Here is a 12,705-nt window from a genome sequence, read left to right on the forward strand (position 1 = left end):
GGCGTCAGCCGGGCTTCGATTTTCGTCTGGAACCGAGCAGCGACTTACTGCGTCGCGCTATCCGGTGCGTTCGGATCCGGAAGCGGAACCGGCGAATCGGCCAGCGTGTGAAGGTAAAGGATGACGTTGGCGCGATCCGTGTCCTTCGGGAGACCGGCAAAGCCCATTGCCGTGCCGGCAACGTACTTCTTCGGTGCTGCCAGGAAGTGGTTCAGATGATCGAAGGTCCACTTCTCGCTGCCGCCCTTGGAGAAGTCCTTCATGCCCGACGAGTAGGCAAAGCCTTCATGCGTGGCGATCGGACGATCGACGAGACCGAAGAGGTTCGGACCAACCTTGTTCGGTCCCCCCTTGGTCGCGTCATGACAGGCCTGACACTTCTTGAAAACAGCCTCGCCAGCCTTGGCGTCCGCCTTTGCAAGTAGCTGTGCGATCGGAACGGCTGCAGCCGGTGCGGCCTCGCCGCCACCAGCGGCAGCGGCCTCTTCGGCGACGATCGCGAAACCTTCCTTCTCCGGGCTCTCCGAATGAAAGATTCCCTCCGACGCGATGGAGACGGTCATCAGAACGAAAACCGTTCCGAGCAGTGCCCCCACAGCCATATTCACGTATGAATTCATCTGCAATGCTCCCCTTGCAGCCGGCAGACATAAAACCGGACCATCTTGAAATCGCGCGGAACCTATGTCTTTTGGCTATTCGTTGCAACAGTCTAAATGGCCTGTTGCGTGAGACTTTTTGACACCTTTCCGCCCGGATTAGAAGGCCCGAACAATGACCAGTCCAAATTTAGATGACGTGCTCGTGCTGATCCCGGCCCGCATGGCATCGACCCGTCTTCCAGGCAAGCCGCTCGCCGATATTTGCGGGCTGCCGATGATCGTGCAGGTGGCGCTGCGGGCGAAGGAAGCCGAAATTGGCCGCGTCGTTGTCGCGGTTGATGACCAACAGGTCCATGATGTCGTGGCCGCGGCAGGCTTTGAAGTCATCATGACCAGCAAGGACCATCAGTCCGGTTCGGATCGCATTTACGAGGCGCTCATGAAGGTGGATCCGGAGGGGAAAGCCAAGTTCGTCGTCAACGTGCAGGGCGATCTGCCGACGATCGAGCCGGAAACCGTTCGCGCCGCGCTGCGCCCGCTGGAGGATCCGAGCGTCGACATCGCAACACTGACGATCGAGATCGAGGACGAGGCCGACAAGACGGCACCGCATATCGTCAAGGTCGTCGGCTCGCCGATCTCGGAAAGCCGCCTGAAGGCGCTCTACTTCACCCGCACGACGGCACCCTACGGTGATGGACCGCTTTATCACCATATCGGCCTCTATGCTTACCGCCGCTCGGCCTTGGAGCGTTTCGTTACGCTCGGACCATCGGTCTTGGAAAAGCGCGAGTCGCTGGAGCAGCTGCGCGCGCTGGAAGCCGGCATGCGCATCGATGTCGAGATCGTTGACACGGTTCCGCTCGGTGTCGATACTCCCGCCGACCTTGAAAAGGCGCGGCGCATTCTCTCCGCAAGAACGAAGTGACGGATTTTCCATGAACATCACCACCAACAGGATCGCCTTCCAGGGCGAGTTCGGCGCGAACTCCGACATGGCGTGCCGTGACATGTTTCCGACCATGGAGCCGCTGCCGTGCCAGACGTTCGAGGATGCCTTCGTGGCGGTCGAGAACGGCGATGCCGATATCGGAATGATCCCGATCGAGAACACGATCGCTGGACGCGTCGCCGACATTCATCACTTGCTGCCGGAGTCGCGCCTGCACATCATCGGCGAGTATTTCATGCCGATCCGCTTCCAGTTGATGGTGCTCCCGGGCGTCACCAAGGATGAGATCCGCACGGTTCACAGCCACATCCACGCCCTTGGGCAGTGCCGCAAGATCGTGCGTTCGCACGGCTGGAAGCCGGTGATCGCTGGCGACACGGCAGGTGCTGCAAAGCTCGTCATGGAAACCGGGGACCGCTCGATGGCGGCGCTGGCGCCGCGCCTTGCCGCCGATCTCTACGGTCTCGACATCGTTGCCGAGAATGTCGAGGACACGGAAAACAATGTCACCCGCTTCGTCATCCTTTCACGCGACGAGGAATGGGCGCATCGCGGCTCGGCCGAGGAGAAGCTCGTCACGACGTTTGTCTTCAACGTACGAAACATCCCGGCCGCACTCTACAAGGCGCTTGGCGGCTTTGCGACCAACACCATCAACATGACCAAGCTGGAGAGCTATCAGCTCGGCGGCAAGTTCGTCGCAACGCAGTTCTATGCTGACATTGAGGGTCACCCGAACGATCCGAATGTCCGGCGTGCATTGGAGGAGCTGCGCTTCTTTTCCGAGAAGGTGCGCATCCTCGGCGTCTACAAGGGCCACCCCATGCGGGGCCAACTGCAGAAATGAAAAAGGGCGCCTTCGGGCAGCGCCTTCGGGCGCCCTTTCTTTGTGATTTACTTGTCCGGCTCACACACCCGCAGGCGATGGCCGTCCGGGTCGAGCACGACGAAGGTCGGGCCGAAATCCATGTCCGTAAGGTCCTGCGCGATCGGCAACTGGCGCTTGCGCCAATCCTCGTAAAGCGTCGACACGCCGTTCTCGCCGGGAACCATGAAGGCGATCTCGGCGCGGCTGCCCGTAGCGGACGGCTGCGGGGTAACCTTGCTCAGCCGCCAGAGGCCGAGCGTGAAGCCGCCATCAAGCGCGAAGGCGACAAAGTTCGGGGCTTCGGCGACAGGTTCTCGGCCGAGCAAGGACCGGTAGAAACCGGCACTTGTGGCCGGGTCCTTGACGTAGAGAATGATGAGGTTCGGGCTGTTCATCGGGTCGTCCTCGTTGTGACAGGGTGGCAGGCGAAGGAACGCCGCTGCCTCGTTGGCAGCGGCGGCGGTCGGTCATGCGTCTTGGGAGTTGTGTCGTGTGCGACTAGCCTTCGTGGCAGGGGCTGCCCCAATCGACGAAGCCGAGATCGCGTTTCTTCCACTCGGGCATGGTGTCCGGATCGAGGCGCGAACACCTGCGATGCGCCATCTGGCGCGACGCGTTCAGCATCATGCGCAGCAGCGTGGATTGCGGATATCCTGCATCGGAAGAGGTCTCGTCGACAGCATGGTTGCCGCGCGTAGATCGGCTCAGGTTCAGGCTCATCATCATCGGTCCTCCTATTGGATTGGTACCGATAATAGCGCTGACCACTGTCAGTTTATGGCAGTAGTGTCGCGGTCAGGATGCAATATCTTGCTGGTCTCGCCATTCCTTGAGCAGGACCGCGCGCCGGCGCGGATAACGGCCGTCCTGAGGGATCATTTCGACGATCCGGTCGGTGCGGAAGTGGCGGTAATCCTGACGCAATTCGCACCAGGCAACGACAACCCGCACCTGTTCGAAATAGCTCAGCGCGAAAGGCCAGATATTGCGGACGGAGACGGTTCCGCCCTCATCCGAGTAGGTCAACTTGAGGATTCGTTCGGCGCGAATCGCCTTGCGAATGGCACTGAGATCAGCCTTGTCGGCAACGGGCGGTCGGAGATGGACGAGCAGCGTCGAGGTCTCGATCTCGTCTCGCATCTCCTGCGGCAGCACGTCGGCGATCTTGGCGAGGGCATCGGCGCCGGCGGCGGCAAGGCGTGGATCGGCGGCACGCGCAACCCATCGCGAACCGAGGACGAGCGCCTCGATCTCGTCCTGCGAAAACATCATCGGTGGCAGCATGAAACCCGGCTTCAACACGTAGCCGAGACCTGGCTCTCCTTCGATCAAGGCGCCCTGTGCCTGCAGGCTCGAAATATCGCGATAAAGCGTGCGGATGCTGACGCCAGTTTCGGTGGCAAGCACAGCGCCGCTGACCGGCCGGCGATAGCGCCGCAGGGTTTGCAGCAACGTCAGAAGGCGTTCGGAGCGTGCCATGTCTGGGCCTCGTTCTGTCAGGCCTTATTGCTTTTCCACTCTATCCAATCGCGCATCAGCCGATGGGCGATCGCCCCCTTGGGCGGTGGTGCCTTGCCGGTCACGCCGGGGCGTTCAAGCATCTCAAGCGTTTCTTCACGCGTGAACCAGCGGCAGTCCTCCAGCTCCTGGGTATCGTACTTGACGTCCTTGGACTTGGCTTCGGCGAAGCAGCCAAGCATCAGCGTATGGGGCATCGGCCAGGGTTGCGAAGCGTGATAGCGGATCCGTCCGGTATGAATTCCGGATTCTTCCAGCGTCTCACGGCGCACAGCGTTCTCGATCGTCTCACCCGGTTCTACGAAACCGGCAAGACAGGAATACATGCCCGGAGCGAAATGCGGGCTGCGGCCAAGAAGGCAGAGGTCGCGCTCCTCGTCGATCGTGAGCATGATGACGACGGGGTCGGTGCGCGGGAAGATTTCATGTCCGCAGGCTGTGCAGACGCGCTTGTAGCCGCCGATATGGATCTCCATGGTAGAGCCGCAGCGGCCGCAGAACTTGTTGTCGCGGTTCCAGCGGATGAGGCTCGCTCCCTGCGCAAACTCCCCGAGTAGAACCTCGTCGATCAGCATCTCGCGAAATAGCGAACGGCCATCCGAAGGTTTGTAATGGCTGGCCAACTCTTCTTCCGGAACACCCACCGGCACGGCAAGGCGCGGCTCCCCGGTTTTTCGATAGCCGAGCAGGACGGTCTCATCCCAGTTGGGCCGCAGGTCCTTCAGCTCGTAGCGTGCAAACAGCGGATCAAGCACCTGCCCGTCATGCTTCAAGACCAGCTTGTCGCCGGCAAAGGCGAAGATATGCGTTCCTTCCTTGGCAAGCGCCTTGTCGACGGATGTCTCGTCGCGATGTTCGGAATCACGGATCAGGTCATTGGCTGCGAAGGCAGTCAGGCTACTGGGTTCCGGATGCGGAACATCCGAATCGAAAAGCGAACGGCTCATGATGAAAGGGCTTCCCGCAATTTCTTTATAAGGTCATCTCTCTTATCCGCCGCGTAAGGTTCAGCCTTGCCAAAACCCCAGACGGGATTTGGCCAATTGGCATCGCCTTCGAAGCGGGCAATGACATGAACATGAAGCTGACGGACGATGTTGCCAAGGGCCCCAATATTGATTTTTGTGGCGCCGGTGATCTTCTTCAGGGCGGAGGCGACCATCTCCGTCTCGAATGTCAGCAACACCTGATCGAGGGGCGTCAGTTCGAAGACTTCGCTGATACCCGTTCTGCGTGGCACGAGAATCAGCCACGGCCAGCGGGCGTCCTTCGACAGCCTGAGATCGCAGAGCCCGGTCTGAATAACTCGGTCGCTATCGCTCTCCAGCCGACGGTCGAGTTTGAATTCGTCCAACAGGCATTCCTCCATGTTTTCCTGAGGCTAGCAGTTTTTTTTGAGCTTGGCTTGCTTTTGATGGCGATATTGCCGATATGTGCATCCGGGAGGTTGGTGGTGGACGAGCCACTCGCCAACCGGGTCAGGTCCGGAAGGAAGCAGCCCTAACGAGCCCGGCACGGGTCATCGTGCCAGCCTCCCACCTTTCTCTCCATTCTTGCTCGGGCAGTCCGGGTGATAAGCAGGGCGATGAGCGACACCGAGCGACAGTCACAAGATGCCGCCTCGACGGGCACCGGATACCGGGTGCTGGCACGCAAATACCGCCCCAAGGATTTCACGGATCTGATGGTCGGCCAGGAGCCGATGGTTCAGACCCTGACCAACGCCTTCGAGACCGGCCGTATTGCCCAAGCCTACATGCTGACCGGCGTGCGCGGGGTCGGCAAGACGACGACCGCCCGCATCCTCGCTCGCGCGCTGAATTACAAGACCGCTGACATCGACAAGCCGACGATCGATCTGCGGATCCCGGGTGAGCATTGCCAGGCGATCATGGAAGGCCGGCATGTCGACGTCATCGAGATGGACGCTGCATCCCACACGGGTATCGACGATATCCGCGAGATCATCGAGCAGGTGCGCTATCGCCCGGTTTCGGCGCGCTACAAGGTCTACATCATCGACGAAGTGCACATGCTCTCGACACAGGCCTTCAACGGCCTGCTGAAGACGCTCGAAGAGCCGCCGGAGCATGTGAAGTTCATCTTCGCTACCACCGAAATCCGCAAGGTCCCGATCACCGTCCTGTCGCGCTGCCAGCGTTTCGACTTGCGCCGCATCAGTGCCTCCGATCTCGTTGGGCTCTTTACCACGATCGCATCGAAGGAAGGCATCGAGGCGGAGCCGGATGCGCTGGCGATGATTGCCCGTGCCGCCGAAGGTTCGGCGCGCGACGGTCTCTCGCTGCTCGACCAGGCGATCGCCCATGGCGGCGGCGCGGTGCTGGCGGAAACGGTGCGCGGGATGCTCGGCCTTGCCGACCGCGCCCGCATCGTCGATCTCTTTCATCATATCGTAAAAGGCGATGTCGCAGCAGCGCTCGGCGAATTCGAAAGCCAGTATGAAGCCGGTGCCAACCCCGTTGCCGTGCTGACCGATCTCGCCGATTTCACGCATCTGGTCACGCGGTTGAAATACGTGCCGGATGCCGCGAACGATCCTTCGCTCAGCGAAATCGAACGTACCAAGGCCGCCGAATTCGCGCAGAGCGTGGCGGTAACGACGCTGTCGCGCATCTGGCAGATGTTACTGAAGGGCATTCCGGAAGCCGAAGGCTCCTCGCGCCCGGCCGGCGCCGCTGAGATGGTGCTGATCCGACTGACACATGCCGCCCATCTGCCGGCGCCGGAAGATGCCGCCCGTCGCCTCGCGGAGTTTTCCGAGACGAACGGTGGCGGCCGTCCATCGGGCAACGGCGGTGGCGGCGCAACGGTGAACTATCAAGGCAATCTGGCGGCACGATCGACCGAGTCGATCCCGCGCCCGCAGCCCGCCGGCCCGACCGCGATGCTGCGCGCCGTCCCTAATCCCGACCCGCAGAACGTGCCGGTCGGCCGCGTCGAGACGAAGCCGGCCGAGGCGCCGAAACCACTGGTTTCGGTAAACTCGATCACCGATATCGCCAATCTGGCCGGTGAAAAGCGCGATGTGAAGGTCAAGGCGCTCGTGCGCAACTTCGTACGCCCGGTTCGCATCGAGCCCGGCCGCCTCGACGTCAATCTGACCGAAGGCGCCCCCGGTACGCTGCTGAACGAACTGGCTGTCAAGCTCAAGGACTGGACAGGCATCCATTGGATCGTCAGCCTCAGCCGCGAGGAAGCTCAGCCGACGATCGTCGAGGCCGAAGCCAACGCCAAGGCGCAGCAGGTCAGCGACGCGCGCCAAGATCCGGATGTGGCGGCGATCCTCTCCCAGTTTCCGGGCGCCAAGATCATCGACGTCCGCGTAAGGGCGCCCGAGCTGGATGAGGAAGAGGAAGTCAAGGCGCCTGCCGCTGCCGAATCCGAAGAGGGCGACATCTTGCCCGGCGACGACATAATTTTCTAGAGTATCGAGAAGGAGCGAGACGATGCGCGACATCATGGGCATGATGGGCAAAGTCAAGGAAATGCAGGCCAAGATGGAGAAGATGCAGGCGGAGATCGCCGAACTCCAGGCGGAAGGCAAGTCGGGTGGCGGTCTCGTCACCGTGATCCTCAATGGCAAGGGCGAGATGCAGAGCCTGAAGATCGACCCGTCCCTCTTCAAGGAAGACGATGTCGAAATCCTCGAAGACCTGATCGTTGCCGCGCATAAGGATGCCAAGGACAAGGCGGAAGCCGCCGCTGCCGAAAAGACCAAGGCGCTGACCGCCGGCCTGCCGATTCCTCCCGGCTTCAAGATGCCGTTCTGACCAGCCGGTAGACCAAGAGAGCGGTGTCAGCTGCGCTGGCATTGCTTCCGTCACGCAACAGGAGGATTGCCGATGACGTTGACCAGTCTGTTTGTCTTTGCCTGCGCATTGTTCGTGGCCGCCGGCTCTCCCGGTCCGAGCGTTGCCGCACTCGTCGCCCGGGTGATTTCCAAGGGCGCCCGTGACGTTCTGCCTTTCCTGTCAGCTATGTGGCTCGGCGAAGCAATTTGGCTGACCTGCGCCGTCGCCGGCTTGGCGGCGATCGCCGAAACGTTCCACTATGCCTTCGTTGCCATCAAGTGGCTCGGCGTCTGCTACCTGCTCTATCTTGCCTGGAAAATGTGGTTCGCCTCGCCCGATAGTGATGGCGAAGCGTTGCCCGAGGCGCAATCACCCACAAGGCTTTTCCTCGCCGGCATGACGGTGACGCTCGGCAACCCGAAGATCATGATGTTCTACATGGCGCTGCTGCCCTCGATCATCGACGTTCGCGGGGTAACGATCGTCGGTTGGGCAGAACTCGTGGCCACCATGCTCTTCGTGCTGATCTTCATCGACTTCAGTTGGACGCTGCTTGCTGCCAAAGCCCGGCGGTTCCTGAGGAGCCGTCGTGCTATTCGCGCGGCCAACCGCGCCAGCGCCGGAACGATGGCCGGCGCCGCTTTGGCGATCGCGATGCGCTAGGCTATCGCTGTGATACATGCCGCCTGGGAGCTGGTGGCGGTGGTGCCGGCGGCACCCAGGTCAGGATCATATTGGCAACGCCTGCCGCGATGTTGAGACCGGACGTGCCCTCAGCCGAGACAGGTTGCAGAGCAATCGAGCCCTCGAAACCGCCGATCAGGACATTCGCCCCGACGCCGAGGCCGACCGTCGCATTGGCTGCGACGCCGGAGTAGCTGCCCTGCAGGGCGCCGTCGAGCCGGTTTGTCGGCGCGTAGACGAGCCAGATCAATCCGCCGCCAGCGAGAGCGCCGATATCGACACCAAACTTGGTGATCGTACCGGTGTAGCGTTCGCTTGGTCGATCGGGCGAGGACGGCGTGAATATGCAGTTTAGCGTCCGTTTCGAGCCGATGATGACGCCGAATCCGGGAGAAATATCACAGCCCAACGAGCCGACCTTGACGCGGGCTGCAGCCGGCGTTGCTGATAGGAAGGTAGTGGCCGTTGCGGCGATGACTGCCGCCGCGATAAGTCTTGCGATGGACATGCGAGCCTCCTTCGATTTGCACCCCGTGGATGAAAAACTAGGAGGCTCCTTCTCGTCAGCAAGTGGCAGCCGTTGAAATCACCTCAGAGGTGGTTTCGCGCCAATTTCATCAGTTCGCGACCGAAGGGTTTGGTCGGCTCCCCACGCAAGACGAGCGAGGTGGTGACCGCACCATAGCGCGCGATGCTATCGACGATGACTTCAAGCTCGGAGGGCGAGGGGACGAGGACCTTCAAGACGAAGCAATCCTCTCCTGTCAGCCTGAGAACTTCGATGATCTGCGGCATGTCGGCAAATTGCTTGAGGCAGGTGCGGATATGTTCGTGGGTGGTGCGTAGCCGGATCACGGCCATCATGCCCAGCCCGAGCGCCGCGGTATTGATACGGGCGCCGTAGCCTTCGATGATCCCCCGTTCCTCCAGGCGTTTCAGCCGCTCGGAGGCTGCCGGCTGCGACAGGCCGACCTTGCGCCCCAGCTCGGAAACGGAAATGCGCCCATCAGCCTGCATGATCTCGATAATCATCATGTCAGTTGGGTCGAGTTGTCGGCTCATGAAATCGGCCATGAATGTCCGCCTTTAATCTATCGGCTGAGCGATGACTTTGCCGATGATTTCTTATGTCATTTGCGGACCCTCTCGCGCAACTTGTCCGTCGAGCAACAGGAAGGAAGCGATGAGAGAAATCATCACGGTGCCCGGCATTGGCGGGTCTGGCGAAACCCACTGGCAGTCCCGATGGGAGACGGCCGACCGTCGCATTCGGCGCTTTTCACCCTCGAGTTGGGATCAGCCGGACCTTGAGGACTGGATTGAGGCGCTGGACAGGGCAGTCGGACAGGCGCAGGCCGAACCGCTTCTCGTTGCCCATAGTCTCTCTTGCCTGCTGGTGGCACATTGGGCACGGCGGGCCAGGCATCGCGCCAGCGGCGCCTTGCTCGTCGCGCCGCCGGACCCGCGCGCCGCAGCCTACCCGCCGGAAGCAGCCGGCTTTGCCGAAACACCTCTCGGGGCGCTTCCGTTCCCCTCGCTTGTCGTAGCCAGCAGCGACGACCCGTACGGTTCGCTCGACTACGCACGTGCCAGGGCTGATGAGTGGGGTAGCCAATTCACAAATATTGGTGCCCACGGTCACATCAACGGAGCCAGTGGGCTTGGCGATTGGCCGAAGGGACGGGCGGCTTTGGCGGCCCTTGAGGTGCGCTTGCGCTAGGCGCCGGCCTGCACTTCCAGAATATTCCGAAGTTTGTAGTGGATCGGAGCCGCCAGATAGCGGTTGCGATCTTGGGCGGCGAGTGTCTTGCCAAAGGTGGCGATCATCTCCGGCATCGTAACCTTTTCGCCGTCATAAGGCTGATAGTCGACCGTTGATCTGGCGGTGATTGCTCCACCGTGAAGCACCCGGCAATAGATGCCCGGCCGGGCAGCTCGCGCGTAGCGCTTGGCGAACCGCGGGTCACCCATCCGGGCGGCAAAGGTCGCACAGGGAATGCGCGCACTGGTAACCTCCAGAACAAGATCGCCGGCTATGAATCGATCGCCGACCGAAACGGTGCGGTTGTCGAGACCGTCGATCACCAGGTTTTCTCCGAATGTGCCTGGCACGATCGGCCGCCCAAGCTCTTTCGACCACCAGTCGAGCGTCAGCGACCCCTCGAGATAGACGGCCTGGTCGACGCCGCCATGATGCTTCCGGTTGCAGATCGCATCACCGACCACGCCCTCCGCATCGACGAGCACGCTGCCGGTGATGGGATGCTTGTAGATGCCCGTCTTGTAGCTCTTGCCGGGCAGCCGCTCGGTACTGCCGATGCAGACGGCGAGGATTTTCATCAAGCGGCGCTCCCAACATGTTTCCGTTTTTGCAGCATATGGGCTAATAACCGCTCATGGCAAAGCGAGTCACCGGCCCCGAAATCGAAAAACTGATCCAGCTTCTGGCAAAGGTCCCCGGCCTCGGTCCGCGGTCCGCGCGCCGCGCTGCCTTGCATCTCATCAAGAAGAAAGACCAACTGCTCGGCCCGCTGTCGAACGCGATGGGCGAGGCCTACGACAAGGTCAAGATCTGCTCTCTCTGCGGCAATGTCGATACGGTAGATCCCTGCACGGTCTGCACGGACGACCGGCGCGACCATTCCGTCATCATCGTCGTCGAAGATGTCTCCGACCTATGGGCGTTGGAGCGCGCCGGCGCGCTGAACGCCGCCTATCATGTCCTCGGTGGCACTTTGTCTCCCTTGGATGGCGTCGGCCCGGATGATCTCAACATTCGCGGCCTGATCGAGCGCGTCACGGCCGGCGGCATCCGCGAACTGATCATCGCGGTCAACGCCACCGTCGAGGGGCAGACAACAGCACACTATATAACCGACCAGCTGACCGGACTGGACGTCAAGATCACGCGCCTTGCCCATGGCGTCCCGGTCGGCGGCGAACTCGACTATCTCGATGAAGGAACGCTGCAGGCGGCGCTCAGAGCCCGCACGGCAATCTAGGGGGAAGCATGAGCAAGCGCATTTTCGGGCGCCTCTTGATCGCGACGGCGGCACTGCTGGCACTGTCAGGCCCGCCGGCTTTTTCCGCTTCCAAGGCCGATGTTGAAGCGCAGTTCGAAAAGTGGGTCAGGGCCGATCTCTGGCCGGAGGCGCAGCGCAATGGCATTTCCGAGAAGGCGTTTCAAGCAGCCTTTGCGGGCGTCGAGCTGAACTGGACCTTGACCGATCTCGCCCCTCCCGGCTTCCCACCTGCCAAGGAGCAGAAGCAGACGCAGGCCGAATTCTCCTCGCCCGCTCCGTACTTCAACGAGGATCGGCTGAAGCGGCTGGGGAGCACCGGCCGCGGCTTTGCCGCGCAATATGCCTCGACGCTGAAGAAGATTGAAAGAGCCTACGGGGTTCCCGGCTCGATCGTCCTTGCCGTCTGGGGGCGCGAAACCGGCTTCGGGGCTGCCAAGATCCCGAATTCCGCCATCGAGGTGCTGGCGACCAAGGCCTTTATGTCGACGCGCAAGGACATGTTCCGCACAGAATTGCTCGCCGCTCTGCATATCATCGATCGCGGTGACGCGACGCCGGCCGAATTCAAGGGGTCATCTGCCGGCGCACTCGGCCAGCCGCAGTTCATGCCGACCAGCTATCTGAAATATGCGGTCGATTTCGATGGCGACGGCCACCCCAACATCTGGACATCGGTTCCCGATACGCTTGCCTCTATTGCGAACTTCCTTGCCCAGAAGAGCTGGCAGCGCGGTCGTGGCTGGGGATACGAAGTGAGCATCCCCGATGGCGTATCCTGCGCGCAAGAGGGGCCGGACCTCGCCAAGCCCGTGTCGCACTGGGCCTCACTCGGTATCACGCGCATATCAGGCAAGGCTTTCCCTTCCGGCGAGGGCAAGGCGTCCGGCATGATGCTCGTCCCTGCTGGGCGCGACGGTCCGCAGTTTGTCGTCACGCCGAACTTCTACGTGCTGAAGGAATACAACAACTCCGACCTCTATGCGCTTTTTATCGGCAACCTGGCCGATCGCATCGCCTATGGGTCCGGGGCTTTCCAGGGGCCTTGGGGCGATGTCGGCAAAATGCTGCGCTCCGACGTCGCGACGATGCAGAAGGCGTTGGAGAAAAAGGGATACGACGTCGGCGGCTCCGATGGTCTCCCCGGTTACAAGACCCGCCGTTCCATCGGCCAGTGGCAGGAGAAGAACGGCTTGACGCCGACCTGCTATCCCGAGGCATCGATGATCGGAAGGTTGAAGTAGCTAGA

General features: G+C 61.4%; 17 protein-coding genes and 1 other RNA gene. 9 read left to right on the forward strand and 9 right to left on the reverse strand.

Features of this window, described 5'->3' with window-relative positions; genetic code table 11:
- Window positions 1-44: 44 nt before the first annotated feature.
- On the reverse strand, window positions 45-620 hold the full coding sequence (locus tag RHIBUN_RS0111650) for a cytochrome c family protein (RefSeq protein ID WP_018859766.1): 576 nt from the start codon (window positions 618-620) through the stop codon (window positions 45-47).
- A 154-nt stretch (window positions 621-774) separates the two neighbouring features.
- Here RHIBUN_RS0111650 and RHIBUN_RS0111655 point away from each other — a divergent pair, with 154 nt between their 5' ends.
- Window positions 775-1,530 (forward strand): 3-deoxy-manno-octulosonate cytidylyltransferase, encoded by a 756-nt coding sequence (locus RHIBUN_RS0111655; RefSeq protein WP_018859767.1) that lies wholly within the window; start codon window positions 775-777, stop codon window positions 1,528-1,530.
- Window positions 1,531-1,540: 10 nt separating this feature from the next.
- Window positions 1,541-2,401, forward strand: coding sequence for a prephenate dehydratase (locus tag RHIBUN_RS0111660; RefSeq protein WP_025659718.1), 861 nt, complete (start codon window positions 1,541-1,543; stop codon window positions 2,399-2,401).
- Window positions 2,402-2,448: 47 nt separating this feature from the next.
- Here the strand turns inward: RHIBUN_RS0111660 and RHIBUN_RS0111665 are convergent, their stop codons facing one another.
- From RHIBUN_RS0111665 to RHIBUN_RS0111685, 5 genes are all read right to left on the reverse strand, one after another.
- Entirely contained in the window at window positions 2,449-2,817 is a 369-nt protein-coding gene (locus RHIBUN_RS0111665; RefSeq protein WP_018855404.1) for a VOC family protein, read from the reverse strand.
- 103 nt (window positions 2,818-2,920) lie between these two features.
- Window positions 2,921-3,145 carry a hypothetical protein gene (locus tag RHIBUN_RS0111670; RefSeq protein ID WP_112642366.1) on the reverse strand — a complete coding sequence of 75 codons (225 nt, stop codon included), beginning with the start codon at window positions 3,143-3,145 and terminating at the stop codon, window positions 2,921-2,923.
- 72 nt (window positions 3,146-3,217) lie between these two features.
- The gene (locus RHIBUN_RS0111675; RefSeq protein WP_018855402.1) at window positions 3,218-3,901 is read right to left on the reverse strand and encodes a YafY family protein; all 684 of its coding nucleotides are present in this window, start codon (window positions 3,899-3,901) and stop codon (window positions 3,218-3,220) included.
- Between the two features lie 17 nt (window positions 3,902-3,918).
- On the reverse strand, window positions 3,919-4,887 hold the full coding sequence (gene nudC / locus RHIBUN_RS0111680; protein WP_018855401.1) for an NAD(+) diphosphatase: 969 nt from the start codon (window positions 4,885-4,887) through the stop codon (window positions 3,919-3,921).
- Window positions 4,884-5,294 (reverse strand): HIT family protein, encoded by a 411-nt coding sequence (locus tag RHIBUN_RS0111685; protein WP_025659719.1) that lies wholly within the window; start codon window positions 5,292-5,294, stop codon window positions 4,884-4,886. Before RHIBUN_RS0111685 ends, nudC begins: the two co-directional genes overlap by 4 nt.
- Before the next feature lie 88 nt (window positions 5,295-5,382).
- Here RHIBUN_RS0111685 and ffs point away from each other — a divergent pair.
- The 4 genes from ffs to RHIBUN_RS0111700 all read left to right on the forward strand — a co-directional run bounded on the left by ffs (window position 5,383) and on the right by RHIBUN_RS0111700 (window position 8,415).
- Window positions 5,383-5,479: signal recognition particle sRNA small type (ffs, locus tag RHIBUN_RS35315), an RNA gene on the forward strand.
- A gap of 46 nt (window positions 5,480-5,525) precedes the next feature.
- On the forward strand, window positions 5,526-7,385 hold the full coding sequence (locus RHIBUN_RS0111690) for a DNA polymerase III subunit gamma/tau (protein ID WP_025659720.1): 1,860 nt from the start codon (window positions 5,526-5,528) through the stop codon (window positions 7,383-7,385).
- 22 nt (window positions 7,386-7,407) lie between these two features.
- Window positions 7,408-7,731 (forward strand): YbaB/EbfC family nucleoid-associated protein, encoded by a 324-nt coding sequence (locus RHIBUN_RS0111695; RefSeq protein WP_018855398.1) that lies wholly within the window; start codon window positions 7,408-7,410, stop codon window positions 7,729-7,731.
- 72 nt (window positions 7,732-7,803) lie between these two features.
- The gene (locus tag RHIBUN_RS0111700; RefSeq protein ID WP_018855397.1) at window positions 7,804-8,415 is read left to right on the forward strand and encodes a LysE family translocator; all 612 of its coding nucleotides are present in this window, start codon (window positions 7,804-7,806) and stop codon (window positions 8,413-8,415) included.
- 1 nt (window position 8,416) lies between these two features.
- On the opposite strand, the gene RHIBUN_RS0111705 is transcribed toward RHIBUN_RS0111700, so the two are convergent.
- Entirely contained in the window at window positions 8,417-8,944 is a 528-nt protein-coding gene (locus RHIBUN_RS0111705) for a DUF992 domain-containing protein (RefSeq protein WP_018855396.1), read from the reverse strand.
- An 83-nt stretch (window positions 8,945-9,027) separates the two neighbouring features.
- Window positions 9,028-9,510, reverse strand: a complete 483-nt coding sequence (locus RHIBUN_RS0111710) for an Lrp/AsnC family transcriptional regulator (RefSeq protein WP_025659721.1) — start codon at window positions 9,508-9,510, stop codon at window positions 9,028-9,030.
- Between the two features lie 109 nt (window positions 9,511-9,619).
- On the opposite strand from RHIBUN_RS0111710, the gene RHIBUN_RS0111715 reads away from it, so the two are divergent.
- Window positions 9,620-10,156, forward strand: coding sequence for an alpha/beta hydrolase (locus RHIBUN_RS0111715; RefSeq protein WP_025659722.1), 537 nt, complete (start codon window positions 9,620-9,622; stop codon window positions 10,154-10,156).
- Here the strand turns inward: RHIBUN_RS0111715 and RHIBUN_RS0111720 are convergent.
- Window positions 10,153-10,776 carry an MOSC domain-containing protein gene (locus RHIBUN_RS0111720; protein ID WP_025659723.1) on the reverse strand — a complete coding sequence of 208 codons (624 nt, stop codon included), beginning with the start codon at window positions 10,774-10,776 and terminating at the stop codon, window positions 10,153-10,155. The genes RHIBUN_RS0111715 and RHIBUN_RS0111720 overlap by 4 nt on opposite strands.
- 56 nt (window positions 10,777-10,832) lie before the next feature.
- Here RHIBUN_RS0111720 and recR point away from each other — a divergent pair, with 56 nt between their 5' ends.
- Together recR and RHIBUN_RS0111730 are read left to right on the forward strand one after the other, a co-directional pair.
- Window positions 10,833-11,438, forward strand: coding sequence for a recombination mediator RecR (gene recR / locus RHIBUN_RS0111725; RefSeq protein WP_025659724.1), 606 nt, complete (start codon window positions 10,833-10,835; stop codon window positions 11,436-11,438).
- Between the two features lie 8 nt (window positions 11,439-11,446).
- A complete protein-coding gene (locus RHIBUN_RS0111730) occupies window positions 11,447-12,700 on the forward strand; it encodes a lytic murein transglycosylase (protein ID WP_025659725.1) in 1,254 nt (417 codons plus the stop codon).
- Window positions 12,701-12,705: the final 5 nt, after the last annotated feature.

This window comes from Rhizobium sp. IBUN (assembly GCF_000510625.1).
Lineage (GTDB): Bacteria > Pseudomonadota > Alphaproteobacteria > Rhizobiales > Rhizobiaceae > Rhizobium > Rhizobium altiplani.